Here is a 26751-nt window from a genome sequence, read left to right as displayed (position 1 = left end):
TAGATATCGACGGATTTAACAAAAGTTTAGATAAGCCTCTGCTTCACGTCGTTTGGGCGGGATTATCAAGAAAAAAAGCTGTCAAAAGCGGGGATATGATATCTCCTTTTCTGACAGCTTTTTTATTATTTCAGCCGGGTCACGAGGGCCTGAGACTGTTATTAGAGTGTTCTTTTTACTTCCACTTCTTCGAAACCTTCGATGATATCGTTTGGTTTGAGGTCGCTGTAGTTGCGGATACTCAGACCGCATTCCATGTTGGCTGCTACTTCCTTCACGTCATCTTTATAACGTTTGAGGGAGGCGAGTTCGCCGGTGTGGACTACGATACCGTCGCGTACTACGTTGATGCGGGTATTTCTGCTCAGCTTGCCATCGAGAACGAAGCAACCTGCCACAGTAACCTTGTCGAAGCGGTAAGTTTCGCGTACCTGTACGTTGCACACCACTTTTTTCTCGATTTTGGGTTCCAGCATCCCTTCCATCGCGCTCTTGATTTCTTCGATAGCGTCGTAGATGATGGAGTAGTTGCGGATTTCGATATTTTCTTTTTCCGCGAGCTTGGCAGCCTGGGAAGAAGGTCTTACCTGGAATCCGAGGATGATGGCATCGGAGGCAGTAGCGAGGAGTACGTCGGATTCGGTGATCTGACCTACAGCTTTGTGAACGATACTGATTACGATTTCTTCGGTAGACAGTTTCTGGAGTGAATCGCTCAATGCTTCCACAGAGCCGTCGAAGTCGGCCTTGATGATGAGGTTGAGCTGTTTAAAGTTACCCAGAGCCAGCCTGCGGCCGATTTCATCGAGGGTGATATGTTTCTTGGTACGGATACCTTGTTCGCGAACGATTTGTGCCCTGCGGTTAGCGAGTTCTTTTGCTTCAGACTCGTCTTCATACATTTTGAATTTCTCACCAGCCTGAGGAGCACCGTTGAGGCCGAGCACCTGCACCGGCATAGAAGGACCGGCTTCGTCCATGCGTTGGCCGCGTTCGTTGAACATGGCTTTGATTTTACCGTAGAAGGAGCCGGACACGATGGTGTCGCCCTGGCGGAGGGTACCGTTTTGTACCAGCAGGGAGGCAATGTATCCACGACCTTTATCGAGGGATGCTTCGACGATGCTACCGGAACCTTCGCGGTCCGGGTTAGCTTTCAGTTCGAGCAGTTCAGCTTCCAGCAGGATTTTTTCCAGCAGGATATCGATATTGAGGCCGCTCTTAGCGGATATTTCCTGGCTTTGGTATTTACCGCCCCAGTCTTCCACGAGGAGGTTCAGTTGGGCCAGTTGTTCTTTAATTTTCTCAGGGTTGGCGCCGTCTTTATCTATCTTGTTGATAGCAAATACCATTGGCAGACCAGCAGCCTGGGAGTGGGAAATGGCTTCCCTTGTCTGAGGCATGATGGCGTCATCGGCAGCTACCACGATTACTGCGATGTCTGCAGCTTTGGCACCACGGGCACGCATCGCGGTAAACGCTTCGTGACCAGGTGTATCGAGGAAGGTGATTTTTTTACCGTTGGCGGTAGTTACCTGATAAGCACCGATGTGCTGGGTGATACCCCCGGCTTCACCGGCTACCACGTTAGCACTGCGGATATAGTCGAGCAGGGATGTTTTACCATGGTCAACGTGACCCATGATGGTAACGATCGGAGCGCGTGGTTCCAGATCTTCCGGTGCATCGATGTCATCTTCCTCTTCAGATTCTTCCACAGCATCGAGGCCGATGAATTCCACTTCATAGCCAAATTCGCCGGCTACGAGTTCGATTACTTCTGCGTCGAGGCGTTGGTTGATGGATACCATGATACCGAGGCCCATACATTTGGAGATTACTTCAGCGAAGCTAACGTCCATGAGGTTAGCGAGTTCACTTACGGAAACGAACTCAGTTACCTGGAGTTTGTTGTTTTCAGTTCCCTGCTGTGCTTTCTGGCTGTTTCTTTCCTCACGTTTTTCTCTACGGTGTTTGGCTTTCACGTTTTTACCGCGACCGCCGCCACCGAGTTTGGCCATGGTTTCCTTGATCTTATTCTGGATCTCGTTTTTATCGATTTCTTTCTCTTCAACACGTTTGTCATCGCGGTTGCCTGGACGGCCATGTCCGCCTTGTCCGGGTCTGTTGAACTGTCCGGGTCTGTTGCCGCCCTGGCCCGGGCCTCTGTTGAAGCCACCGCCCTGGCCGCCGGGTCTGTTTCCACCCTGACCTTGACCCTGGCCTCTGTTGAAGCCACCGCCCTGGCCCTGACCTTGACCTTGGCCTCTGTTGAAGCCGCCGCCTTGTCCCTGACCCTGACCTTGACCTCTGTTGAAGCCGCCGCCGGTGTTTCCACCCTGACGGTTACGGTTATCGCCCTGCTGGTTGCGGTTGTCACCACCCTGCTGGTTACGATTGTGGCCACGGTTGTCACCGCCACGGTTATCGTGGTGGTGGGGGCGGTTTCCGGCAGCGCCACCTTCCTTATCTCCTTCTTTGAAGTCTTTAGGTTGGATTGGTTCCGGTTTTTTCTCGACGATAATGCGTTTGCGTTTGCGTTTTTCGTCGCGGCTGAAGTTGCCTTTGTTATTATCACGTCTGTCAGACTGAACGGGCAGTTCTATTTTACCGATTACTTTAGGACCGGTTAATTTCTCGGCCTGTATATTGGTAATAACGGCCTGTTGTTGTTCCTCCTGGGGAGGAGGAGGTGTTTGGCTGTTATTATCGGCAGCAGCAGGAGGAGGAGTGTTGCGTTGTTCTTCCTTTACGGGCTGTTTAACAGGAATGTTAGCCGGTTCTTTGATTGCAGCCGGTTTTGCCTCTTGTATTACTTCTTCCACTTTGTTAACTACAGGTTTATCTTGAACCGGTGCGGCTTTTTCCGTTTTTTCTGTCGTATCGGTTTTATCTGTTTGCGCTACTTTCTCAGCCTGTGGAGCGGGTTGAGCGGGAGTTTCCGCTTTTTCCGCTTTAGGAGCGGTTTTTTCCACTACTTCTTCGGTACGGGCAGCTGGAGCTGCGGGTTCCGGAGTGGTGACCGGTTTTTCTTCCGGTTTGATGGCTGCGGGAGGAGGAGTTTGTGGTTTTTCCTCTTTAGCCGGGACAGCAGCGGGCTGTTGCGGAGCTGGAGTTGTTTCCGGCTCTGCTTTTTTAGCTACTGGTTTTTTATTACGGTTAAGGGCGTCGAGGTCGATAGTAGTAATGACTTTCGGGCCGTTAATCTTAGGAGATTCTGTTTTAACCACTTCCGGTTCGGCTGGAGGAGGAGTTGGAGCCTTGGGAACTTCCGCAACAGGGGGAGCTGTAACAGCCGGAGGTTCTTGTTTAGGCTTGGGTTCCTCTTTTTCCTGGGCCGGAGGAGGTGTAGGTTGAGCCGGAGCAGCCGCCTGAGGTTCCTTTTTAGGGGTTTCCTTCGCAGGTTCCTGTTTGGGTTCGGGGGCTTTTTCAGCTTTGGGAGCTTCCGCTACGGGTGCAGCCTCTTCTTTTTCTTTCGTCTTTTTAGCCGCAGCCTCCGCTTCCTCTTTCTCTTTCTCCTTCTTCATCTTTGTTTCTAACACGCTTCCTTTGGGCAGGGCTATCTGGTCGCTTTTGCGTTTGTTAGCCTTGTCCTGTTGGAATTCCGACTGCAGAGCTGCGTACATGACAGCCGTAAGGCGGGCATTGGGAGAACCAAAGCCACCCATATCGAAGCCTTTATTGCCAAGGAAATCGATGAGGGTTTCCTTACCAATATTAAACTCTTTGGCTGCAGCCAGCAATCGTGGTGTGTTGTTTGTTGTTTCAGGCATATCGTAATTCGGGCCTCCCCTGTTTCCCGTTTCTTCCAAACGGGATGTTTTTTTACGTTTAAACAATAAATCGAAAAAATCAATTCCCCTTCTTATAAGCCCTTTACCTGGGAAGGGTTCTGGCTGGGCTTTATTCTTTGTCAAACTCTTCCTGTAATATTCTTCTTACATCCTGCACTGTCTCTTCTTCCAGATCCGAACGGCGAACCAGCTCTTCCGTGGTCAGCTCTAATACGCTGCGGGCAGTGTCACAACCTATTCTTTTCAGTTCGTCAATGATCCATCCTTCGATTTCATCTGAGAATTCTTCCAGATCGATATCAAATTCAGCTTGTTCCTGTGCTTCATCGCGGAATACATCGATTTCGTATCCTGTGAGTTCGCAGGCGAGTTTGATGTTTACGCCTTTTTTACCGATGGCCAGTGATACCTGGTCAGGATTGAGGTAAACGGAAGCGTATTTGTTTTCGTTATCCACTTCCATACGGCTGATTCTGGCGGGTGTGAGGGAGCGCTGAATCAACAGCTGGATGTTGGTAGTATAGTTGATGATATCGATATTTTCGTTTCTGAGTTCGCGAACGATGCCATGAATACGGCTACCTTTCATACCTACGCAGGCACCAACAGGGTCGATACGGTCGTCGTAGGACTCTACGGCTACTTTGGCCCTTTCGCCTGGTTCACGAACTATTTTCTTGATTACAATCAGACCGTCAAATATCTCAGGTACTTCAATTTCCAGCAATTTAGCCAGGAAGGATGGATGTGTGCGGGAAAGAATGATAAGTGGTGCATTGTTTTTCATTTCCACTTTCTTTACTACCGCCCTTACATTTTCTCCTTTTTTGAAATAATCTGTTGGTATTTGTTCAGATTTGGGCAAAATTAACTCATTCCCCTCATCATCAAGCAATAAAACTTCTTTTTTCCAAACCTGGTAAACTTCCCCGGTAACAATTTCGCCGGCTTTATCAGCATATTTCTTTACGAGAATGTTCTTTTTCAGGTCTCCGATACGGGCGGAGAGGGTTTGTTTGGCAGCGAGGATAGCCCTGCGGCCAAAGTCGAGGATCTCCACTTCTTCATAAAGATCTTCTCCTATCTGATAGTCTGGTTCTACTTTAATGGCGTCAGAATAAGCGATCTGAGCATTGTCGTCTTCCACTTCTCCGTCGGCAACGATAGTGCGACGGCGTAATATTTCAAGGTCGCCTTTCTCTGTATTTACAATCACGTCAAAGTTCTCATCCGAGCCATACTTTTTCCGCAGCAGTGTTTTGAACACATCTTCCAATACCTTCATCAGTGTTGGACGGTCGATGTTTTCCGCCTCCTTGAACTCGGTGAATGACTCAATCAGGTTAATACTAGCCATGTTTAGTTGTTATATTTTAAAACACGATGCACACCTTTGTGTGCTTTATTTCATTAAGTTTTAAATCCGTTTGTTTGGTCTCTTTCTTTTTGCCGACCGTTTCTTCGATGGTGATTGAGTCATCCATAACTACCAGCAATGTACCTTCTTTCACTGCACCGTCAAGTAGAGTGACCTCCACCTTCCGGCCAATGTTTTTCAGGTATTGCCTATGCAGTTTCAAGGGCTCGTCCAGACCAGGGGAAGAGACTTCCAGAGAGAAGTCGTTGTTGGGAAAGAGCTCACTGGTTTCCAGTAGTGCATAGAGTTTCCGGTTAAAAGACACCAATTTATCTACCGGCACTCCTTTGTCCCCATCTAAGAAGAGTTTTACATTGTTAGTGGGCTTAATTCTGATGTCTACCAAAAAATTGTCGGGATCATTTACCAGCAGTCCTTCTGCTAATTCCCAGATAGCTTTTATCACTTGTTCGTTTGCCATACAAAAAACGAGAAGGGGACAATCTCTCGTCCCCTTCGTTTGAATCATTTTTCCTGATGCAAATTTACAATTATTATTTTGATTGAAAAACAAATTCTTTACCTTGTATAACAAATTATTGACATTGCAGCGCAGAATGTCGACTTTTTAGCATTACTAATCGAACCGCAGCGTTGGCCTCAGTACCTACAAATATTAAACTTGTTTAATGCGAATGTCCTTGTACAGAAAGCTCAATCCAGAATTGCTGGCCTGGCCGGCAGGGTTACTGTGCTTGTTTTTTCTGGACCCTGCAGCCAACCAACCATCACTATGCCTGCTCAAAAACGTCGGCATCCCTTTCTGTCCCGGCTGCGGACTGGGACACGGGGTACATTATTTGCTACACGGACAATGGCAGGAAGCTGTACACCACCACTGGCTGGCTCCCGTAGTGGTTGCCACACTACTCTATCGCACTTTTCAGCTGGCTCGACAACAATACATCGATTTTAAATTACAATAAAACAATATGTCTGATTTTTCATTTGCCATGTTACCTGGTATCGAACAGGAAGAAATGCTGTGGTTACAGGAACTGACCAAAAGCTACAGTTCAGAAAATAAACAACGGTTCCTGGCACTGTATTCAACCCGCCGGAAAGACCCGCAGATAATACTGATCTGCAGCCTCGTCGGACTGGTAGCCGTAGCAGGCGTTCAACGTTTCCTGCTCAACCAGATACTGATGGGTATCCTCTACTTCATGACAGTAGGCTTTTGTTTTGTAGGTACCATCCTGGACGCGATCAACTACCGCAAACTGGCCTGGGAATACAATAAAAAAGAAGCGATCAGTAGCGCCGCCCTGTTGGGTCTGTAATCAGGTAAAGTTAAAGAAACCTTAAAATGGGGGCTTTGTCCGAGTATCGGAATAGTTATTCTGCTACCTTTGTCGGACTATGTTGAGATTTTTGCTATATATGTTTTTGGCGTGGCTGCTGTATAAGCTGGTATTTGACTTTATCATACCGGCTTACAAGGTCACCAGAAGTGTGCGTAAGCAGATGAGCGATATACAACAGCATATGCGCGAGCAGTATGAGGAACAACAATCCGCCCAGGGACAAGGTAGCCAACAGGCTCCTCCTGTTTCCCGCCCGGCATCCAAACCGAGCAAGGACGATTATATCGATTTCGAAGAGATAAAATAGTAATAAGAATGTTTTTTTGAAAGGCCGGTTGTTACAACCGGCCTTTTTATTATCCGGCATTTTGCGGCCTGAAAATATCCAGTATCGTTTTGGGTGCCTGCAGATGGATAGTTTGCAGCCCCACAGCCTTCGCTCCTTCTATATTAGGTAACGTGTCGTCGATAAATAAGGTTTCTTCAGCCTTTAGTCCGTTTTCTTCCAGCACCATCAGATAAGACTCCCTGTCCGGTTTGCGGTAACCCATCAGGTGAGAATAATATGCCTTGTCGAAAAATACCGCCAGAGACGGAATACCTCTGCTCTCCTGCAGTATTCTGTTGAAGGTTTCCAGGTGAATGGCATTGGTATTACTCAACAGATACAGTCCATAATACTGGCGCAGCTGTTGAAGCAACTGAAGTCGTTGTAAAGGGAAGTCGAGCAGCATGGCATTCCAGGCGGTAGTAATCTGTTCCGGAGTCACGTGTTCCGGCACATGCTTTTTCATTTCCGACAGGAAAGCTTCGGGTGTAATATGCCCGGTTTCTAGGTCGTTGAACAGGCTGGAGCCCTTAAACTGGTTGTATAACTCGTTGAAATTCTGTACTCCCAGTGAAGTAAAAGCTTCGTAAGTCCGCTGATAGTTGATATTGAGGATTACTCCACCAAGATCAAAGATGATGTTTTTAATGCCTTGCATATGCGTCTTGAATAGACTACAAAGAAAACGGTTTTTGTTAAGTGTAGGCGTTGACGTGGTTGGGGATAAAAAAAATTTAGGATAATTCGGGAAAATAATTAATTTTGCCGTCCCTTCAAAAGAGGGAATTTTAGTTCTTCGGAACGGCTCCTATAGCTCAGTTGGTTAGAGCACCTGACTCATAATCAGGGGGTCCCAGGATCATGCCCTGGTGGGAGCACACTACACTAAAAGGCTTTCGGCGGATTTTCGCTGGAAGCTTTTTTCGTTTGTATACCCTTCATACAAAGGGTGCCAAAAGATATTGACAGCTGGGGTATTGGTGCTGATATCTACTTTTACAACCGATCTTATGGCCGGATACTTATTGTTGGTGCGCCCCCTACCCCAAACAGCTATACTTATCTACTGGTTTTCCAGTATATGTCGCAGTTGTTGAATCGCCTAATTTTGTATTCCCAGATAAACTATCAGAACTATGCTTTCTCAACTTCGTAATTCGATCCTTATCGCTACTGCCCTATTGCTGCTTACGGCCATCCCGGGCAAAAGCCAGGCTCAGGGTGTATTCGACAACAAACTGCTGAAGAGTGGAAAATATACATTGGCCTGCTATAGCGTAAATGGTGGCAACGAATTGGCGATTGGTACTTTCACGATCGGTATCAACACCACCAATGATAAGCTGGCATTAACCACCGTCATGGCCCTTTCCGGACTGGAGGAGTGGAAAGATACAGCCATATCAGACCTGAGTACCTTCAAACCTATCTATCGTGCATCTCACAATACCATGAAAGAAATGGTGCTGTACTTCGGAAACGATGTTACCGGATATTATCTTGATAAGAAAACAGGAAAAAAGAACCAGATCAAAGAAGCCGGTAATCAGTATTTCATTGACAGCTATACATATCCCTTCCTCTTGTCGCTCCTGCCGCTGACTTCCGGTTACAGTACCGATCTGTCAGTGTACGAATACAAACCAACCAACAATGGCAATGTGAAAAAGGCCATCGTGGAGGAAGTAAAGAACAACATCTACATAAGTAAATTTACCGGAAAGCATGATGTTTGGGAAGTGACAGTGGTGGAACCTTCCACGAATGAAAAGTCGGTTTCCTATATTGACAAAAAGACCCGTCGCCTCTGGCAGGTGGATATGTTTAGCAATGGCCAGCAGATAAAAATGGTGGATACGGAGACAGATTTCAATTCCATTAAGGCTCCTTTCGATAAGGAGGCCACCATGAAAATGGTGAAAGGCGGCAATGCTATCATTTCCGGGCAGGTATTTGCCCGTGATTTCAACGAAAGCAATAAGATGCAGGTGATGAACATCCAGGCGAAGCAGGTAGCTCCCCGTGGTACACAGGTGATCCTGATCCCGTATAATGACTACTTTAAGGAGTGGATCCAGGTAAACGAAGCCCAGCGGAAAAAAGGCAGGGAAGGCATTGCAATTTCGGAAGAAGCGGCCCAGTGCATCAAAAGTACCAGGATATATGACGATGCCGGTCACTTTGAATTTGTCAACCTTATGCCCGGAGAGTATCTGCTGTACACCGAATTCAATTTTGCCCACTCTTATACCCAAAGTGAAGTGGTAGGATATACAGATCACTATATTAACGGAATGTTCCAGAATACTACAGCCAATACCGTGAGTCGGAATTACAGCGTAGGCACCGGGGCGACAGTGAAGAAGGTAGTGACTGTGAGTAAACCCGGGGAAAAAGTGGAGGTAAAACTCAAGAAAACACATGCCTGAGCATATATAAAATTAACAGGCTGTGAATGTAATTTTTGCCTTCCCTGATGATATTTAGCTGGCGGTGCACACTATACTAAGAGGCTTTCGGCGGTTTTTCGTCGTAAGCCTTTTTCGTTTGGGGGACGCTTAACAACCTGTTGTTTCAGATACTGAATTGTTCCGGTAAAAGTATCTACCGCTTTGACAATATTTTCTTTCTTAGCTTTTATGGAAAAAGGGATTCCATACAAAATACACCATTGTTGCTTATTCTCACGCACTGCACAAAAAGAAGCGAGTGGTGTTATATTCCATTTCATTTGGCATGGGCATCTCCATTCTGTACCGCCAGCACCGTCACCTTTTCATAGTTATCCAGGGTGGGCAAATCAGGTATAAAATAAGCCATGGCACATCCTTCCGGATGCGCCATGGGTGTCTGTAAACAATTCACCTATCTGACATTAGTAGGTATACTCCGGAGGAGTGATCCCCTTGCAGCGCAGGTAGGTAGTAGCCTGACCACGATGGTGTGTGATGTGGTCCAGGGCAGCGTAAACGCCGTGGATTTTTTTTTCGTCCGGCGTAATGGCTTCGATGCTCTGTTTCAGGATATCGAAACTTTTATTGAGATACTCTTTCGTTGCCTTTGCGTTTGGAGTGATAGCGGGTGGGTTCCAGTCTGAAGGTGTTTGGAGAATATAATTTTCATTCCACCAGATGATACCGTAACCGATATGGTGCATCAGTTCGTTGAAAGTCCAGATAGCGGTATCGGGTTTGTAGTCGTAGCTGTTGGCCGGCATTGCGGTAGCTACACTGATGGTGTAGTTACGGGCATTTTCCAGTGTGGTTAATAATTGCGCTCTCATATTCAATTGTTTGATAGCAAAACTATCTCACCACAGTGGGGGATATTTAAGGAAAATTGCTGTTTTTTAACATCGTCTCATTTGAGAGGGTGAGAGGCCATATCGTTGTTTATAGGCAGCAGAGAAATGTTCGAGGCTGTTGAAGCCGGTGTCAAAGGCGATACCTGTAATAGGCTGACTGGTATGGCGTAGTTGCAGATGGGCTTGTTTTAACCTGACTTGTAACAGATAGTTATAGGGTGTGATACCAGTCATTTGTTTGAAGGTCCGGTTGAAATGAAAGGGGCTCATATGTCCCATACCGGCAAGTTGTGGCAGGGAAATATCTCCGGACAGGTTGTCGTTGATGAATGTTTTGATGGAGGAGATAATGGGCAGATAATTTCGTTTCTGCTTCACCGTTAGTTCGGGGATGACTTTACCGTGGCCTCCTGTTAGTATGAGTGAGAAGAGATTCATCATCAGCTGTTCCACCCATAGTTGCGGGTAGTGGGGTTTCTGCAGAAGGGTGAAAATATAGTGATGCAGGTATTCCATTTCAGGAGTGGCTTTTATCAGGACAGCGTGGAGATCGGGATTTTTCAGGAACCAGGCCAGTTCACTGCCTTGTTCTTCCAGCAGTCCGATGTTTTCAGGCGGGAAAGAGAAGATGGTGCATTGGTCAGGCATATCATGAACATGGCCTACCCGATGTTCATAGCCAGGCTTGCAGACCAGGAAAAGGCCGTGGTAGGCATCCAGGTCGTTACGGAATACTTTGAAGAGGAAATTGCCCTGTCGGATAAAGGCGATGGAAAACCTCTCCTGGTGTTCCTTCCCTGATATATTACATTGCTGGCACTGACAAAGGAAATTGCGCACCTCACAGATAGGAGAATCATATATAGTTTGAATGATGGCTTCCATTTTATAATAGTTGGATATGGAGTGCTTTAAACAAAGATAGTAACATCCTTTCTTTTATGAAACCCTGGTTTGCTATTCATACCAACCCGGTAACTCCAGCACAGGCACTGTTATTTCACTCAGAAAATAAATTTCCTCCTGTTCTTCCATGAAGATGTTATGATGGTGCTGATGCTGATGCAATAATCCGGACAATTGTTTTTGCTGATAATGTTTCATTAGTGATGCCAGGTGTTCTGTGGCAACGCAGGCCTGCTTAAGTATCGCTTCTTCTTCTGCTTTACTCAGGCAGGATTTTAACCGTTTGTATGATCCGGTACTATCAGTATTTCTCATTTTCCGGTAAAAGGTTGGTTCGCTCCAATTACATTCACTACATACCATTTCCCTGAAGTCGCCGGAGAAAATACTAAAGAGAGAATAAATCTCATTGAGCAAATTATGGTCTGGTTTCATTGGTTTTTCATGTTGGTGAAGAAAAGGAGATATGTTTTAATGCTGTCATCACAGCTGCTTTCAACAAGTTACATCATCATTGCGCAAAGTATTTGCGTGCTGTCTTTTTGCTGAAAAAATATAAAGCAGGAATCCTATCATAATAGCTTTTAGTACAGCAATTATACTGCAGTATCGACCAAAAAAATATGTTTTTTATCATGGTACTATCCTGCTGCTGGCCCGACTCCCCATCGTGCTGTTTTCCCACGTGTAAATCTGTAATCCAACATTGCCAAGATCTGAAAACCTAACGATAGCATAGCTTTAACCCGTACGAATATGTCAAACACATTTAGCTGAGCACTAGTATTTATTAACCATTATCTAACAAACAAGTCTCTATGACACCAAAATCTACCAATGGAGGCACAGCTGTCCGCTGTCTCACATTCATCTGTTGGCTGTTACTGGTACTATTGGCGCCTGATAGTTTCGCGCAGGTGAGCCCTACAGTACCCGCCACGACCCATCAACACAACAAACAGGTAATCGGCTACATTACCCAATGGGATGCCTGGAAAAATGTAGCTGGCACGGTTCCTCTTGGTGGGTATAACCACCTTAATGTGGACTATTCGCAGTACACCATCCTGAACTTTTCATTTTTTGGTGTTGCCCAGGATGGCTCACTGCACAGCGGTGACTTCCGCAACAAAAACATTTATCAGGTAGGTGCTGTCCAGGCCCCTGCCCCGCTGGTGAATGAAGACATCTACAGCAGCTGGGATATGTACCTGCTGTATGGAGAACTGGACGTCCTCTACTATGTCCCTGACGGCAGTTATGCCTACTCTCTGGGATACCGTAACGGTGGTAGCGGATGGACTAATGTCAACACCGGCAAAACCGGCAGTTTCCCGCTCTCCGTGCCCAAACAGGGCGGTGCTCCCGGCATCATCGATCTTGCGCATCAGAAGGGCGTAAAAGTACTGGCTTCCGTAGGTGGCTGGAGTATGTGCAAACATTACCCTGAAGTGGCCGCCGACGCTACCAAACGCGCAAAGTTCATCGCCAGCTGTCAGCAGCTGATGAGCATGGGTTTTGACGGTATCGACTTCGACTGGGAATACCCCAATGATGCTGGTATGAACATAGAACACTACAGCACAGCGGATTATACCAACTTCGCAGTCCTGGTGGAACAGGTGAGAGCCGCCATCGGTTCCAACAAACTCATCACCGCAGCTTTCTCCCCTGCCATCAACAAACTGCCCGGATTTGACTGGCCACGGCTGAACAATGCGATGAACTATTTTAACATCATGACGTACGATTACAACGGTGGATGGTCCAATAAGGCCGGACATAACTCCCCGCTGTATGAATACCCCAATCAGGAATTTCCTGGTTTCTCCATCGATGCTACCACCAAGGGCCTGCGTGCACTCGGTGTTAATCTGAGCAAGGTAAATCTCGGTGCTCCTACCTATGGCCGTGGTGTGATCACCAGTGGCAATGCTGCTGTTAATGCTCCCACTGTGAAACGTGCCGAAACCGTACAGCCAGACGGACCTATTCAGACATCTGCTGACTACACCAACTGGACCAAAGACGTATGGGACGGTACTCCCAATTACAGTTATATAACACAGAACACCGGTGCCGGTTCCGGCTGGACTGAATACTGGGATGACGTGGCTAAAGTGCCTTATAAAACCAAAGGCAATTTTTTCCTTAGCTACGACAACGAACGCTCTGTTGCCGCCAAAGCACAATATATCAAAGACAACAACCTGGCCGGTGTTATCATCTGGCAGGTATACGGAGATATGCTTAATATGACCAGCAGCACAGTGCCAAAAGGAAAGCTGATTTATTGCCCTAACACCACATCTCCCCTTGTTAATAAAATCAATGAAACATTCGCCAGCGGTGGCGGTAGCACTAATGTACCGCCTACTGTGAGCATCACTGCTCCGGCAAATAACGCCACTTTTACTGCTCCGGCCAGTATCACGCTGCAGGCTACTGCCAGCGATTCTGACGGACAGGTCGTAAAAGTGGAGTTCTATAATGGCACTACCCTGCTGGCCACCGATAGTACTGCTCCCTATACCTATGCCTGGAACAATGTACCGGCAGGCAGCTATACTGTGAAAGCGATTGCCACAGATAACAAAGGTGCTGCTACTACATCTGCTCTGGTAAATATCACGGTTAATGGCTCCGGCACTGTTCCGGATACTTCCGGCGGCAAAGTGATTGTAGGCTATTGGCAAAACTGGGGGGCGCCTACGGATGCTTCTCCGTATATCCCTCTCCGTAATATCAACCCGAAATATAACGTGGTGGAAATTGCCTTTGCTACCAGTGGAACTGACCAGGCTACTATTTCCTTTGTGCCTGAAAACGTAACATCAGCACAGTTCCTGGCGGATGTACAATACCTTCAGTCTCAGGGTAAGAAAGTGTTACTTTCTCTTGGTGGAGAAAACGGTTCCCTTAATCTCACATCAGCTACACAGAAACAGTCGTTCATCACGTCCATGAAGGCGGTGCTCGATCAATACAACTTCGATGGTTTTGACCTGGATATTGAAGGTGGTACCAACCTGCAGCTGGATAATGGTGACAAGGATTTCACCAATCCTACTACACCAAAGGTGGTAAACCTGATCGCTGCTGTTAAAGAGATCCTTGCTTACCGTAAGGCGCAGGGTAAAAACGCATGGCTTACCACGGCGCCAGAAACCTACTATGTACAAACAGCCTATGGTTCTACCTATAGCCCGCTGGTAGGTGCTTACCTCCCGATTGTTTACGGACTGCGTAATGAACTTACCTTCATTCAGACACAATACTATAATACCGGCTCTGTAATGGGACTGGACAATGGTGTATACAATCAGGGTACATCCGACTTTATCGTGGCAATGACTGAAATGCTGCTGAAAGGATTCCCTGTTTCCGGTACCAGCCAGACTTTCCCGGCCCTCCGTCAGGACCAGGTAGCCTTTGGCCTGCCAGCTACGCCCAGCGCTGCAGGAGGTGGTTATACTGCACCTGCGAACGTTATAAAAGCACTGGATTATCTGATTAAAGGAAAGTCCTATGGTGGTGCTTACCAGCTGCGTAACCCGGCAGGATATCCTAATGTCAGAGGTATCATGACCTGGTCTATCAACTGGGATAAAGCTAATGGAGACGAATTTGCTACCAACTATTACAATTATTTCTTTGGTAGTACGCCGATCAACAAACCACCGGTGGTAAACATCACATCACCGGCCAACAATGCCGTCTTTACAGCTCCTGCAACTGTGAACATCCAGGCTGCGGCTTCAGACAGTGATGGTGTAGTAACCCGTGTAGCCTTCTACAATGGCAGCACCTTACTGGGTGTAGACAGCGTAGCTCCCTATACCTGGACCTGGAACAATGTAGCCGCCGGTACTTATAGCCTTACAGCAAAAGCTACTGATAATGCAGGCGCTACTACTACCTCTGCAGTGGTGAGCATTACTGTAAACACCGCCGGTAATAAACCTCCTGTGGTGAACATCACATCACCGGCCAACAACGCCACTTTTACTGCTCCTGCAACGGTAAATATCCAGGCTGCAGCATCCGATAGTGACGGTGTTGTTACCCGTGTAGCATTCTATAATGGTACTACGTTGCTGGGTACAGACAGCGTGGCTCCTTACACCTGGACCTGGAGCAATGTGGCTGCCGGCACTTACAGCCTCACCGCAAAAGCTACTGACAATGGTGGTGCTACTACCACTTCTGCAGCTGTGAACATCACTGTTAACGGTTCTACCGGTGGTGGTTGTGATGGTATTCCTGCATGGTCTGCTACTGCAGTTTATAATGGCGGTGCGCAGGTAGTATATAACGGTAACGTATACTCTGCTAAATGGTGGACACAAGGTGACCAGCCTGACAAAAATATAGGTGATGGCCTGCCATGGAAGTTTGTACGTAGTTGTTCCGGAGCTGCAATGACATCTGCAGCAATGGTATCTACCCAGGCAGAACAGGTAGTTGCTTATCCTAACCCGGTAACTGGTCCGGACCTGCAGATACAGGTAAGTGCCAATGCCGGCGAGAAGCTCCTGGTAGAAGTGCTGGACCTGAGAGGTAGCGCACCAATACTGAGACAGATACATACCGCCAATGGAAAAGGTAATCAGCCGCTGCGCCTGGACGTATCCAACGTACCGAATGGTACCTGGATTATACGGGTAACCGGCCAGCAAAGCAAAAAAGTATGGAATGGTAAAATCATAAGGATGTAACCCCCTCTATATATAAAATGCAAAAAGACGCAAAGGAGCTCCCCCTTTGCGTCTTTTGCATTTTATTCTGTTAAATAGGAAGACCCCCCGGTTAAGCCAGGGGGGCCGTTCTTTTCTCATAAACCCACGTTAATAAACTCGTTACTGTTGGCAAAGGTGGCCTGTTGTATCGTACAGCTCTCTGCCGGTATAAACGATCCCTGCGGATCAAACCGGGATATGGGCGATAAAAAGGAAAAAGGACTGGTACTTACAGATACTGAACTACCGTTGACGGATATACGCTGATTTGAATCAAAACCATGTAATATCAATCTGATATATTTAAACTGACTGGTATAGCTGCCAGTTACCTTTGATAGTGTGAGTTTTCCGGCAGCAGGGTCATAAGTGATAGCCCGTTCATAATAGCCACCTTTCTCATATGAAAAACTTTCTCCGTCATCTTCATAATAAACAAATGAGTTGGCCTCATCACCCTTGTAGAGATGAAGGAAAAGTGTGTCTGACGGTTTTTCATGCGTAGACTGTATCAGTGATTGCATAGGAATGATACTGCTACCCTTCACATATACCGGTAAGGTTTTAATGCTAAGGGGAGTAATCACCTCCTGCTGGCCGTTGCTGATAGCGTCTGTATACAGATTATACCACTTTCCCTTGGGGAAATAGATGCTGCCAAACTCTTTGGTGCTTTCAAAAGGAGCTACCATAAAAGCCGGACCGAACTGATACTGTTGTTGAAACCGGGTATCATATACATTAGCATCAAAAGTATTGTTGATCGCCAGTGTGCGTACTACGGGAATGCCTATACGAGATGATTCATACATGGTACTGTAGAGGTAAGGCAACAACCGGTAACGCAGATTGATATAGTTTCTGGTTATTTCAAGGGCTTCTTCACCAAAAGCCCAGGGTTCTGCTGATTTGGTGTTTACACCGGTATGGTTTCTGAAGTAGGGAATGAAGGCGCCTATCTGCATCCATCGGGTATACAGACTTACTGTGGGGTTGCCGGTAAAGCCACCTATATCCATGCCGGTGAAGGGAAAGCCGCTCAGCCCCAGACTGTTCAGCAGCCGGACACCGAGCAGCATATGGTCTTCTTCTGCACGGTTGTCACCGGTCCACAAAGCGCTATAGCGCTGGCTGCCGGCGTATGCTGCACGGGTCAGGAGGAAGGGCCGTTTTTGCAGCGCTTCCCGGGCGCCTTCATAGCTGGCACGCGCCATCTGCAGACCGTAGATATTATGTCCCTGGAGATGTGTGGTGGGATGCCCTTCGAAGTTGAAGATCACATTGTTAGGCATCTTTTGTCCCCAGGTAGCTATTTCGTTCATGTCATTCCAGATACCACTGACACCGTCACGGATATACGATTTTACTTGTTCTTTCCACCAGCTGCGGCCTTTGCTGCTGGTGAAGTCGGGGAAGTGGCACCAGCCGGGCCATACCTGTCCGGTATAGTTTTCCCCATCGCTATATTGAAGGAAGATGTTTTCCTTTTTTCCGCTTTCATAGGCGGCATAACCATTTTCCACTTTTATGCCTGGATCAACGATAACGGTTACACGAAATCCCATTTCCCGTAGACGGTTGGTCAGCTGCTGAGGGTTAGGAAAACGTTCCTTATTCCAGGTGAACAACTTGTAAGCGTCCATGTAGTGGATGTCGAGGGTGATGCCATCGGCAGGGATTTTCTTTTCCCGTAGTGTTTGGGCGATACGTAGTACTTCGGTATCAGGATAATAGCTGTAGCGGTTTTGCTGATAACCCAGACTCCAGAGTGGCGGCAGTGGCATGCGTCCGGTCAGACTGGTATACGATTTAATAATATCTGCCATTTGCGGGTGGTAGATAAAATAGTAGTTCATCTCTCCTCCCCGGGCGCCAAAAGAAGAAAAACGGTTGTTGCTGGCGCCGAAGTTGAAGTCGCTCTGGTAGCTATTATCGAAGAAAATTCCGTAGTTCAGGTGGTGGTGAATACCAATGTAAAACGGAATGGTCGCGTAAATAGGATCTTTGTTGGTAGCATAACCAAATACATCTGAATTCCAGTTCGTATATCCTTCTCCTTTACGATCTAAGTTGCCGGTTTTTTCTCCCAGTCCGATAAACCGCTCCTGCTCCTGCATTTTCTTGTAGGTGGTTACTTCATCACCAATCCACGAGGTTGTCAGTCCTGGTTCATCCTCATTAATCACTTCGCCCGAAGGGCTAAAAAAGCTGATAGCAAAAGGGTTTTTCCGGATGTGCATACGCAGGGAATCCGTAACGATGCTGATTTCGCTGTTGTTCTGTGTTATCTGTGCTTTGATGGTCTGTGGGTCTGTGGTAACGGCATAAGAGAAATCAGCAGACAGCGGCTTTTTGTCCATCCTTACACGAATAACGGCAGGGCTGTATATAGTTATTTCTGCATAAGCATTTTCGGTTTTTATTTTCACCTGTTGTCCTGAAATGCTGACGGTATTTACCTTACCGGCCGTGACGACCTGTGTTTGTGCACGGGAATGACTATACGAAAAAAGAAGCATCAATAGGAAAAATGCCGGCAGCGAAATCTTATTCATGGTCTTGTTGGTTTGCTGAACAAAAAAATCCTCTCCTGCACCCTGCAATACAGAGCGAAGTATCAGATGAGATATTGTATGGTGGATAGTTCTGACGGAACAGGAAGTCCTGTTCCGTCAGAAGGAGTATGGTTTAGTAGCCGGGGTTTTGTGTCAGATTTCTGTTGACAGCAAGATCGCTGGTTGGGATAGGGAACAACAGGTTCCTTGGGTTATCGTTTGGTTTCAGTTGCCATGGAGTGAGGAACTTGCCGAAGCGGATGAGATCCTGTCTTCTCCAGCCTTCCCAGTACAGTTCGCGGCCTCTTTCATCCAGGAGGGTGGCGAGATCGAGTGTTCCCAGAGCGGTGGCGCCGCGGGCTGTTCTGAGTTCATTTACCAGTGCCAGTGCGCCGGCGGCATCTCCTGTGCGAAGTAATGCTTCTGCTTTCATCAATACTACATCCGCATAACGGAAGAAGACGTAGTCATTGCTGGCTTCATTGTTATCTTTTGATTTCTCTGAAGTGTAAAAATCCGGTACGTATTTGATTACTCTGATACCAGTCACTTCCAGATTGTTACCGGATTCTTTGAGTTGTACATCCGGGGTGAAGATCAGCGGATTATCCTTTCTGTCTTTCAGCGGGTTGTGGTGTGCATCGTATTGCTGGCCGATGAGGAAACCTACGAGCATACCGCTGGTGTCAGTAAGTCCGGTGTATGCGCCGCCTCTTCTTCTGTCTGAAGCTTCAAATTTATTGTAGAAATCAGACAGGGTGGCAAAGCCATTCCAGCCGCTGGGGTTCATGTTATAGTGTACGGTAAATTTCCAGCGGGCGTAGGTGGCGTTACCATTGCGGACGGTGCTAAAGCCGGGGCCATTCTGCTGCGTGAAGATGTTTTCTTTTGATTTCACATCATTGTCACGGGCGAAGTTATCGAAGTAGTCGGTGCCCAGGTTATAGGCGCCGGTGGCTTTGATCTGGTCTGCCAGCTGTATCACCTTTTGCATGTCGGCTGCATCAAACGTGGGGGCTGCTCTGTTGAGAAAAGCTCCTTTGTTGAGATAACATTTCATCAGCAGGAAACGTACGGCATCCTGGTTGGCCACATAGGCGGCGGTAGCGGGACGGGTACCCAGGTCTCCCTGTATAGCGTTTAATTCCGCGATGATAAAGTCAAGCGCTTCCTGCGCTTTCATTACTCTGGGAGCGTTCAACAGGGTATCTGAAGGGTTTCTGAAAGGTACCTGGCCCCAGAGGTCCAATACGGTGAACATGGAGAGGGCGCGCAGAAAGCGGGCCTGGGCCGCCTGATTTTTATCGGGTTTAAAATTCAGTACGTTGGTGGCACTGAATTGTAAGGTCAGCAGATTGGTGAATGCATTTTGAATGTGGGCATGGTCTGAGTTCCAGGTATGTTCATGCAGGGCACGCCATACGCCGTTGTCGTCCCAGTCGCCGCCGCGGGTGGGGCCTACGGTTTCATCGGTGCTCATCTGACAGAGGCCCCAGGTGTTACTGAAGTCCTGATAAGGCATCTGAAGGTTGTCGTAAGCTCCTTTTAACAGAGCGGGTACTTTGATCACGGAGTCGGCCTGGCTTTTGGTGAGCGTGGAGCCGAGTTGTTCATTCAGACTACAGGCCTGGAAGCCCACTATTGAAGCGATTACTAAAGTGGATCGGAAAATATATTTAGTCATGATAGTAGTTTTTGTGTGAATGGTTTATAAAGAGAACAGGAGACCCAGCATCACCGTTCTGGCGGTTGGATAGGGTGAGTACTCAATACCAAAGGAGGTAACGCCATTCACATTTTTGTCTGTATTTACTTCCGGATCGAAGCCAGTGTATCTGGTGATCACAAAGAGGTTTTGGCCGGTAGCATATACGGAGGCATTTTTCAGGACACGGCCCACATTACCGATGTTGTAGGTAAGGGTGACGTTATCCAGTTTGAAGAAGCTGCCGTTTTCCAGATAGCGGGAAGATACGGTGATGGGATTGGAGAGGTTTTCTCCGTTGCCCAGCAGTGCCTTGGCGATATTTCTGGAACCGATGTTGCCGATAGGCAGTACGGTATTGGCGGTGTTGTTATATACCTGATGACCGAAGGCACCGTGGCCGCTGGCTGCGAGTATCCATTTTTTGTACACCACTTCTGTATTCACGCCCAGCAAGGTTTTGGGGTTGGGATTGGTGAGATAGTACAAGGTGTTACCATTATCGGCATAGATACCCTGACCTTTATCATCGAAGCCCTGGAACTTACGTACGTAGAAGGTATTGAGCGGATAACCGTTGGCGAGTCGTTGAGCGGTGGCGCCAGAAACACCTTGTCCGCTGATGGAGCCGGTGAGCACAGGAGGACCATCATAATTTTTCAACTCATTACGCAGAGCGGTGGCATTCACTCCCAGTGTCCAGGAGAGATCTTTTTTACGGATGATATCTCCTTTCAGGGATATTTCCACGCCTTTGTTGATCACATTACCAGGGAGATTGATCCAGTAGGTAGAAGCAGGTGCTGGTTGAATAGCGGGGAAGTTGAACAGCAGATTGCTGGTATTTTTGTAGAAGTAGTCGATGTTTCCATAGATACGGCTGTTTACCAGGGTGAAGTCTACGCCTGCATTGAATTGTTTGGACGTTTCCCATTTGAGGTTGGGATTGGCCACGTTCGTGAGTGAGGCGGCTCCGGAAGCACCCAGGCCGTATTGTTCCTGGGCTGCGCCGGCAGGAAATTCCTGGTTACCGGTAGCACCATAACCTACTCTCAGTGCGAGGTTATTGATAGTACGGTTGTGTTTCAGGAAGTCTTCACCGGTGAGGTTCCATTTGGCGGCAAAAGAGGGGAAATAACCATATTTGTTGTTAGACCCGAACTTGCTGGAGCCATCGGCTCTCATGGTACCGGTGATGATATATTTTTCATAGAAGTTGAGGGTCACCCTTCCGAAGAATGACTGCAGCTCTGAGCTGGGATTACGGAAGGAGCTGATGGAAGTGTTGGCCTGTGAAGGAGCCTGCAGGATGTCTGTGTATTTCACGGCGTAGGTAGGGAAACCGTTAGCTCCCAGACCCATACCGGAGTAATCAAATTTCTGGTACTCCTGTCCTACCATGGCGCTGAGGTTGAAGGCAGAAGTCAGTTGTTTGTTGAAGCTCAGGGTGTTGTTGAACAACTGAGTAGTCAGTTCGGCATTACCGTAGTAAGCCTGTCCCTGTTTGTTGATACCTGCGATGTTGATAAAGGAAGCAACCTGTGATTCGCGTTTGCCTACCTGATGGTTAATGCTGTAGAGTGCGCGGTATTCCCAGTTATCGTTGAATTTATAATAGGGAGAGATACTGGCAAGAACATAGCTGATATTGACTTTATCGTCGTAGGCTTCTGACATGGCAAGCGGATTTACAGACTTGCCTTCGTCGAGGATATTGAGGGTGCCATCAGCATTTCTGATGTTCATGGTAGGGTTCCACTGAAGGGCCATACCGATGAGGCTACCGGTAAAACCGGCATCGTTGGTGATGGGGGCCAGTTGTTCGGTTGTTTGGGCCGCCATGATGTTATAATCGATACCGAGTTTTTTGCTTTCGAGGAATTTATTCTGACCATTGAGGGTGGCGGTATATTTTTTCAGGCCGGATTTTTTGATGATACCTTCCTGATCAGTTACGCCGAAGGATGCTCTGTAACGGCCGGTTTCATTACCTCCACTCATGGCGACATTGATATTGTGGGTGATGCCGGTGCGGAGGATAGATTTCATACCATCGGAGCTACCGCCAAAATCGCCGCCGGTTTGATTGTATGTTTTGAGGGCGGCGCGGTATTCATCTGCGTTGAGTACCGGAAGTTGTTTCATAATGCTGCTGGCGCCGGCGGAGTAGCTGACATCCAGACGGGTGGCGCCGGGAGTGCCTTTTTTAGTGGTGATGATGATGACACCGTTGGCACCGCGGGAACCGTAGATGGCGGTGGCAGAGGCATCTTTCAGCACATCCATGGAGGCTATATCGTTGGAGTTGATGAAGTTGAGCGGGTTAGCGTCAGGAGTCTGGCCCAGTCCACTAACGTTGATGGCGGGGCGTGCTACGCGTCCATCCAGCGGAACGCCGTCTACCACATACAGGGGCTGGTTACCTGACCTTACGGAAGATACACCCCTTATACGTACTGTAGTAGAGGCGCCGGGGGCTCCGCTGTTATTGAGTACCATCAGGCCTGATACTTTACCTTGTATCAGCTGGTCGGGGGCGGTAGTAATACCGCGGTTAAATTCGCCGGCTTTCACCTGTGAGATGGCGCCGGTAATATCTTTTTTGCGGGTGGTACCATAACCTACCACCACTACATCGGTGAGGGTGGTGTTTTCGGCTACCAGCTTTACTGCTACATTCGTTTTGTTGACAATGTTGATTTCCTGGGCTGTCTGGCCGATAAAGGAAATGATCAGGGTGGTGGCATTAGGGCTTACTGATACTTTAAAGTTACCATCCACGTCTGTGGTGGTACCGTTTTGAGTGCCTTTGATCTGCACGGACGCGCCAGGGATAGCGGCGCCTTTTTCATCGGTTACCTTACCTGTCACGGTCCGGTTCTGGGCCATGGCCAGCCCCTGTAATAACAGCAGGAGTGAGCATAGGAGGAGATGTCTGAAAAGTCGTGTTTTCATCATAATGTGGATTTTTTGAGCAGTGAAAGAGCTGCCCGGTTTTACCGTGGATTTAATACATTATAAAACAGGTAGTTGCTGCATGTGGAGGCTCGCTCAACATTTTTGAACAACGTGGATCAAGTGAAATAAATGGTTTTTACGTGGGTGGCTTAATGCCCTACATCTAATTGGCGTTTAAATTCAAATTTTGGTTTTACGCTTCCTGTTTGTCAAAGTAAGAAAGCAATATTTAGGTGAACAACTTATACAAGGTAAATATAGAAAATAAAAGGCTATTTTGAGTAGTTTGAAAATGTATAATTCTGATAATCAATTTAATATAAACATATATATTTTTTGTATATATTGATACTTTAAGTCCTTTCCGACGCGTTTTCAGAGAGCTTTTATAGCCATAATCCGGTCTTCGAACTCCTCATTAGGGACCAGTGACCGTTTTTTGATTTTGGTTTTATAAGCATAAATCGTGTTGACAGAATACTCCAGAATGCGGGCAATTTTTTCATTATCAGAGATGCCTATACGAATGAGGGCGAAGATCCTGATATCGGTATTTAGTAATTCATTTTCCTTAAGCATTACCTGGTTGCCTTTTTCAAACAGGGTATTAAATTCTTCCACGAAATGAGGGAATATCTTCAGAAATACCCGGTCAAAATTGGTAAAAAGGTCTTCCCTTTCCTGACGGATATTAATATTGCTGACCAGATATTTAAGTTCTCCTGGTTTGTTTTCGGCCAGTTTCTGCTCCAATGCCTGTTTGATCTTTTCAATTTTGCTGATGTAGGAAGCGGTAATATTGAAGCAATAACCAACATATTCTTCTTTAATCTTGTTGGCTTCGAGTAGCTGACTATTGATTTCCTGTTGTTTGAGATGAGCAGCGGTGATGATTTCCTGGGCTGTTTTCAGTTTCCTGACCTGCCGCGTTACGATAACCGCCAGGATAATGACTGCGATCAGCAACAGCGTTACAATGGCTGCATAGATCAGCAAGGACCTGGTCCTTTCTTCCGCAGTATTTATTCTTTCCTGCTCAATGATGGGTAAAATACTACTAACCTGTACTTTCCGTTGTCTTGCTCCATAAAATACCGCTTCTGCGATGGCCTTTTCAATAAAGCGGGAAGCGTTTTTGATATCACCTTTTTCGAAAAGCAGGGTGGCCAGGGTATACATGGCCATAGTTTCCTTGGTAGATGATTTGATATCGGCGATGGCTGAACGGTACATCAGTTCGATAGCTGTATCGGTCTGGTGGGCATGAAGGTAGATATATCCCAGTGTACAGGCTGCCACAGCCAGCTGCCGGTAGTTGAGCCCGGGCTGATTAAGATCGGGGTAGTTGTTACGGGCGCCGGTAAGGTTACCCATTTTATAAAACTGCAACCCCTTATTGTATTTATATTCAAAGGAAGAAGGCGACATCAGGTGCAGGGCGGAATCCATATATACGCTGCCCTGGTGCGTATAGGCGGGCGAGTAGTACCGGTCCTGATTATAATCGGCCAGGTCATAATAAAACCGGCTTTTCATCAGATAAACCTGTGTACGGATGCTATCGGGCATACCGGTAACGTCTATACTATTAAGAAAAGCGGACGTTTCAGTAAACATACCCGATGACAACAGAATAAAACCAATGCGGGTGCGGGCGTAGGTAAGCCGCAGCGGGTCCTGCAGCTCTCCTGCCAGCTTTTCCATCAGCCGGGCATATACGAAGGCGGAGTCAAAATTAAATACCTTGTATTCTTCATAAAGCTGTTGGTATATACGGTACCGGGTAGCAGGATCAGCACCTGTGTTGGCAAGGGTATGTTTGATGCTGTCTATACCTTTTACCTTCATGGCATCATAAACAGGGGCTTTTTCGATGCTGCGGTTCAACTCCTTCAACAAGCTATCCTGTGGAGGTTTTCCAAATACATTCATCAACAAAGTCAGCAAAACGAGCAGGCAGCCTAAAATACGCGTCATAAAATTTGGATGATAAAAGTCACTGGTAACGCTAAATTTAAGCGACTTTTTTGAAATTATCGGAACCAGTGTTGCCGGGGTTTAACCAGTTTTCTTCAGGCTGTAGTTTAGCGTGCTTTGAATGGGTTGTTTGTCCTTGTCGAGTTGTTGTAGCTCGCTCTCCCCTACTTTCTTGTAAAAGCGTTGCAGATTCTGGTCCTTATCGGGGTTGAGCTGGATAATGACAGCATCCGGATTGTCGGATGGGCCGGGTATTATCACATAAATACCATCGCTGTTGAAGGTTTGGTCTTTTCCTTTTACTCCCTGGTAAACTTCTTTCAGTTTAAAAAACTGGCCTCCACCGGGGCCTTGTTCTTCAAGACTCAGGGTGGTAAGGATACCGTTGCAGTCAGCACAAGGCAGGATACCGGTATAGTTGATCCAGGTGGATTGTGGCGGCAGGCGTGTGCTGGCGGTATTTCCAGGCGTTTTGGCTGCGTGGTGGGGTTGCCGGCATGCAAACAGTACAAGCCCGGTTATTATCAGGAAGTATCTCATACAGTAGGGTTTTCCCGTATAACAACCAGGCGCGTCATTTAGTTAAGGCAGCATATCAGGGTACCAGCTCAAACACAAAAAACTGACTTTCTTCCGCTGCGGAAAAGTTGTTGTCTGCTACAAATACCAGGCTTTTATGGCCATTGGGCAGTACGGGGCCGAAAGTTACGCCTTCAATATTATCAATATATTTCCCCAGTGTGGCAAAATCAAAAAGTAAGGATTTGGTAACAGTCTTTACGCCGGTGGCTGTCTTCAGGGAGTTGATCTGGCTGACATCTGTTGCCTGGTCTATGTTGACGAGGAATACTTTGATTGTGCAGCTTTTTACGCCGGAGGAAAAAGACCGTTCTATTGACAACAGCTGATGCTCGGACAATACCATGATATCGGAAATACCGTTCACTTTGAAGGCGTTGGCGGGGATAGCGGGATGGGCAACGGGTTCCAGCCGGTAAGCGTATTGAGCTATAGCCTGGCGGGTATTGTTGTCAAATTTTATGATGCGGATGATAGCGGTGGTATCCCCTACATCGGCTCTGGGACCGTCTTCATAGCGTGGTTCTTCCAGGCTGACGAAGGTATAACGGTAGTCGGGTGTGAAGCCGAGGCCTTCGAAAACGCCGTTGCGGCGGGGACCGTTGTCTGTGGCCTGCATCCGGAAAGCGGGTGGCAGTGCGAAAGAATCAAGATAATGACCATCGGGTGAGATTTCATATACGCCGGGATTGGTGAGGATGGTGTCTCTGGCATTAACGATACGTTCTCCTTCACTGCTCCATACAAGACAGCCTTTTTTAGCATTGTAGCGCAGGGCCTCCGGGTCGGGTGTGAGAGCAGGATTTACTTTTGCGCCCGGATAGGTGCTGCCATCTTTTTGAAGGAGGCTGGTCATGTTGGTAAAACGAACGCTGTCGAATGACTGCGCCGTGAAATACAGTTTGGCCGTATAGAAGCGTGCAGGCGCCAGCTCGGAGCGGTCGTCGCAGATCATGTAGTACTGTTGCCGGGATGCATCGTAGTCTATCCCGGACAGGCCGCCGGTGACGGTGCCTTTGAAGGGCATGTTATGCGGGATGATCTGTTGGCCGATGAGGCGGAGCTGGCCGAAATTGTTGGCGGTAGCGGTCGTTACTTTGTGGGTGCTGGCACAGCTGGTGATAGCTGCTGTTGCAATCGTCAGCAGGAAAAAACGGATTTTTTTCATGACGGCAATTTAAG

General features: G+C 47.3%; 20 protein-coding genes and 1 tRNA gene. 6 read left to right on the top strand and 15 right to left on the bottom strand.

The window, feature by feature from the left end; genetic code table 11:
• Window positions 1–161: 161 nt before the first annotated feature.
• From infB to DF182_RS12850, 3 genes are all read right to left on the bottom strand, one after another.
• Entirely contained in the window at window positions 162–3812 is a 3651-nt protein-coding gene (infB, locus tag DF182_RS12860) for a translation initiation factor IF-2 (RefSeq protein WP_245957430.1), read from the bottom strand.
• A gap of 91 nt (window positions 3813–3903) precedes the next feature.
• Window positions 3904–5151: a transcription termination factor NusA gene (gene nusA, locus DF182_RS12855; RefSeq protein WP_113616004.1), complete on the bottom strand. Its 1248-nt coding sequence runs from the start codon at window positions 5149–5151 to the stop codon at window positions 3904–3906.
• A gap of 16 nt (window positions 5152–5167) precedes the next feature.
• Complete coding sequence (locus DF182_RS12850; RefSeq protein WP_245957429.1) at window positions 5168–5632, bottom strand: ribosome maturation factor RimP; 465 nt, start codon at window positions 5630–5632, stop codon at window positions 5168–5170.
• Between the two features lie 208 nt (window positions 5633–5840).
• Here DF182_RS12850 and DF182_RS32860 point away from each other — a divergent pair, with 208 nt between their 5' ends.
• The 3 genes from DF182_RS32860 to DF182_RS12835 all read left to right on the top strand — a co-directional run bounded on the left by DF182_RS32860 (window position 5841) and on the right by DF182_RS12835 (window position 6825).
• Entirely contained in the window at window positions 5841–6137 is a 297-nt protein-coding gene (locus DF182_RS32860) for a DUF2752 domain-containing protein (protein WP_113616003.1), read from the top strand.
• Window positions 6138–6143: 6 nt separating this feature from the next.
• Window positions 6144–6494 carry a TM2 domain-containing protein gene (locus DF182_RS12840; protein WP_113616002.1) on the top strand — a complete coding sequence of 117 codons (351 nt, stop codon included), beginning with the start codon at window positions 6144–6146 and terminating at the stop codon, window positions 6492–6494.
• A gap of 100 nt (window positions 6495–6594) precedes the next feature.
• Window positions 6595–6825, top strand: coding sequence for a hypothetical protein (locus DF182_RS12835; RefSeq protein ID WP_113616001.1), 231 nt, complete (start codon window positions 6595–6597; stop codon window positions 6823–6825).
• A 49-nt stretch (window positions 6826–6874) separates the two neighbouring features.
• Here the strand turns inward: DF182_RS12835 and DF182_RS12830 are convergent, their stop codons facing one another.
• Window positions 6875–7504, bottom strand: coding sequence for an HAD family hydrolase (locus DF182_RS12830; RefSeq protein WP_113616000.1), 630 nt, complete (start codon window positions 7502–7504; stop codon window positions 6875–6877).
• Window positions 7505–7650: 146 nt separating this feature from the next.
• On the opposite strand from DF182_RS12830, the gene DF182_RS12825 reads away from it, so the two are divergent.
• Window positions 7651–7724 (top strand) — tRNA-Ile (locus DF182_RS12825).
• A gap of 258 nt (window positions 7725–7982) precedes the next feature.
• On the top strand, window positions 7983–9275 hold the full coding sequence (locus tag DF182_RS12820; protein WP_113615999.1) for a DUF3108 domain-containing protein: 1293 nt from the start codon (window positions 7983–7985) through the stop codon (window positions 9273–9275).
• Window positions 9276–9346: 71 nt separating this feature from the next.
• Here the strand turns inward: DF182_RS12820 and DF182_RS12815 are convergent, their stop codons facing one another.
• From DF182_RS12815 to DF182_RS12800, 5 genes are all read right to left on the bottom strand, one after another.
• Entirely contained in the window at window positions 9347–9577 is a 231-nt protein-coding gene (locus tag DF182_RS12815; protein WP_113615998.1) for a hypothetical protein, read from the bottom strand.
• On the bottom strand, window positions 9574–9711 hold the full coding sequence (locus tag DF182_RS32325) for a hypothetical protein (RefSeq protein WP_153260004.1): 138 nt from the start codon (window positions 9709–9711) through the stop codon (window positions 9574–9576). The genes DF182_RS12815 and DF182_RS32325 overlap by 4 nt, the downstream gene beginning before the upstream one ends.
• A gap of 10 nt (window positions 9712–9721) precedes the next feature.
• On the bottom strand, window positions 9722–10129 hold the full coding sequence (locus DF182_RS12810; RefSeq protein WP_113615997.1) for a DinB family protein: 408 nt from the start codon (window positions 10127–10129) through the stop codon (window positions 9722–9724).
• A 66-nt stretch (window positions 10130–10195) separates the two neighbouring features.
• Window positions 10196–11035 (bottom strand): helix-turn-helix transcriptional regulator, encoded by an 840-nt coding sequence (locus tag DF182_RS12805; RefSeq protein ID WP_113615996.1) that lies wholly within the window; start codon window positions 11033–11035, stop codon window positions 10196–10198.
• Between the two features lie 72 nt (window positions 11036–11107).
• Window positions 11108–11491 carry a hypothetical protein gene (locus DF182_RS12800; protein WP_113615995.1) on the bottom strand — a complete coding sequence of 128 codons (384 nt, stop codon included), beginning with the start codon at window positions 11489–11491 and terminating at the stop codon, window positions 11108–11110.
• Window positions 11492–11874: 383 nt separating this feature from the next.
• Here DF182_RS12800 and DF182_RS32665 point away from each other — a divergent pair, with 383 nt between their 5' ends.
• Complete coding sequence (locus DF182_RS32665; protein ID WP_113615994.1) at window positions 11875–15774, top strand: glycosyl hydrolase family 18 protein; 3900 nt, start codon at window positions 11875–11877, stop codon at window positions 15772–15774.
• A gap of 116 nt (window positions 15775–15890) precedes the next feature.
• Here the strand turns inward: DF182_RS32665 and DF182_RS12790 are convergent, their stop codons facing one another.
• The 6 genes from DF182_RS12790 to DF182_RS12765 form a co-directional block, all read right to left on the bottom strand.
• The gene (locus DF182_RS12790; RefSeq protein ID WP_113616875.1) at window positions 15891–18350 is read right to left on the bottom strand and encodes a glycoside hydrolase family 31 protein; all 2460 of its coding nucleotides are present in this window, start codon (window positions 18348–18350) and stop codon (window positions 15891–15893) included.
• A gap of 133 nt (window positions 18351–18483) precedes the next feature.
• Window positions 18484–20034 carry a RagB/SusD family nutrient uptake outer membrane protein gene (locus tag DF182_RS12785; protein ID WP_113615993.1) on the bottom strand — a complete coding sequence of 517 codons (1551 nt, stop codon included), beginning with the start codon at window positions 20032–20034 and terminating at the stop codon, window positions 18484–18486.
• Window positions 20035–20058: 24 nt separating this feature from the next.
• Window positions 20059–23013: a SusC/RagA family TonB-linked outer membrane protein gene (locus DF182_RS12780; RefSeq protein ID WP_245957428.1), complete on the bottom strand. Its 2955-nt coding sequence runs from the start codon at window positions 23011–23013 to the stop codon at window positions 20059–20061.
• A gap of 375 nt (window positions 23014–23388) precedes the next feature.
• The gene (locus DF182_RS12775; protein WP_113615992.1) at window positions 23389–24990 is read right to left on the bottom strand and encodes a DUF6377 domain-containing protein; all 1602 of its coding nucleotides are present in this window, start codon (window positions 24988–24990) and stop codon (window positions 23389–23391) included.
• Window positions 24991–25071: 81 nt separating this feature from the next.
• Window positions 25072–25530, bottom strand: coding sequence for a copper resistance protein NlpE (locus DF182_RS12770; protein ID WP_113615991.1), 459 nt, complete (start codon window positions 25528–25530; stop codon window positions 25072–25074).
• 55 nt (window positions 25531–25585) lie between these two features.
• Entirely contained in the window at window positions 25586–26737 is a 1152-nt protein-coding gene (locus DF182_RS12765; protein WP_113615990.1) for an esterase-like activity of phytase family protein, read from the bottom strand.
• Window positions 26738–26751: the final 14 nt, after the last annotated feature.

The organism is Chitinophaga flava (assembly GCF_003308995.1).
GTDB classification, from domain to species: domain Bacteria; phylum Bacteroidota; class Bacteroidia; order Chitinophagales; family Chitinophagaceae; genus Chitinophaga; species Chitinophaga flava.
The sequence above is the reverse complement of the archived record's forward strand: the minus strand, read 5'-3'. Positions and strand labels throughout refer to the sequence as shown.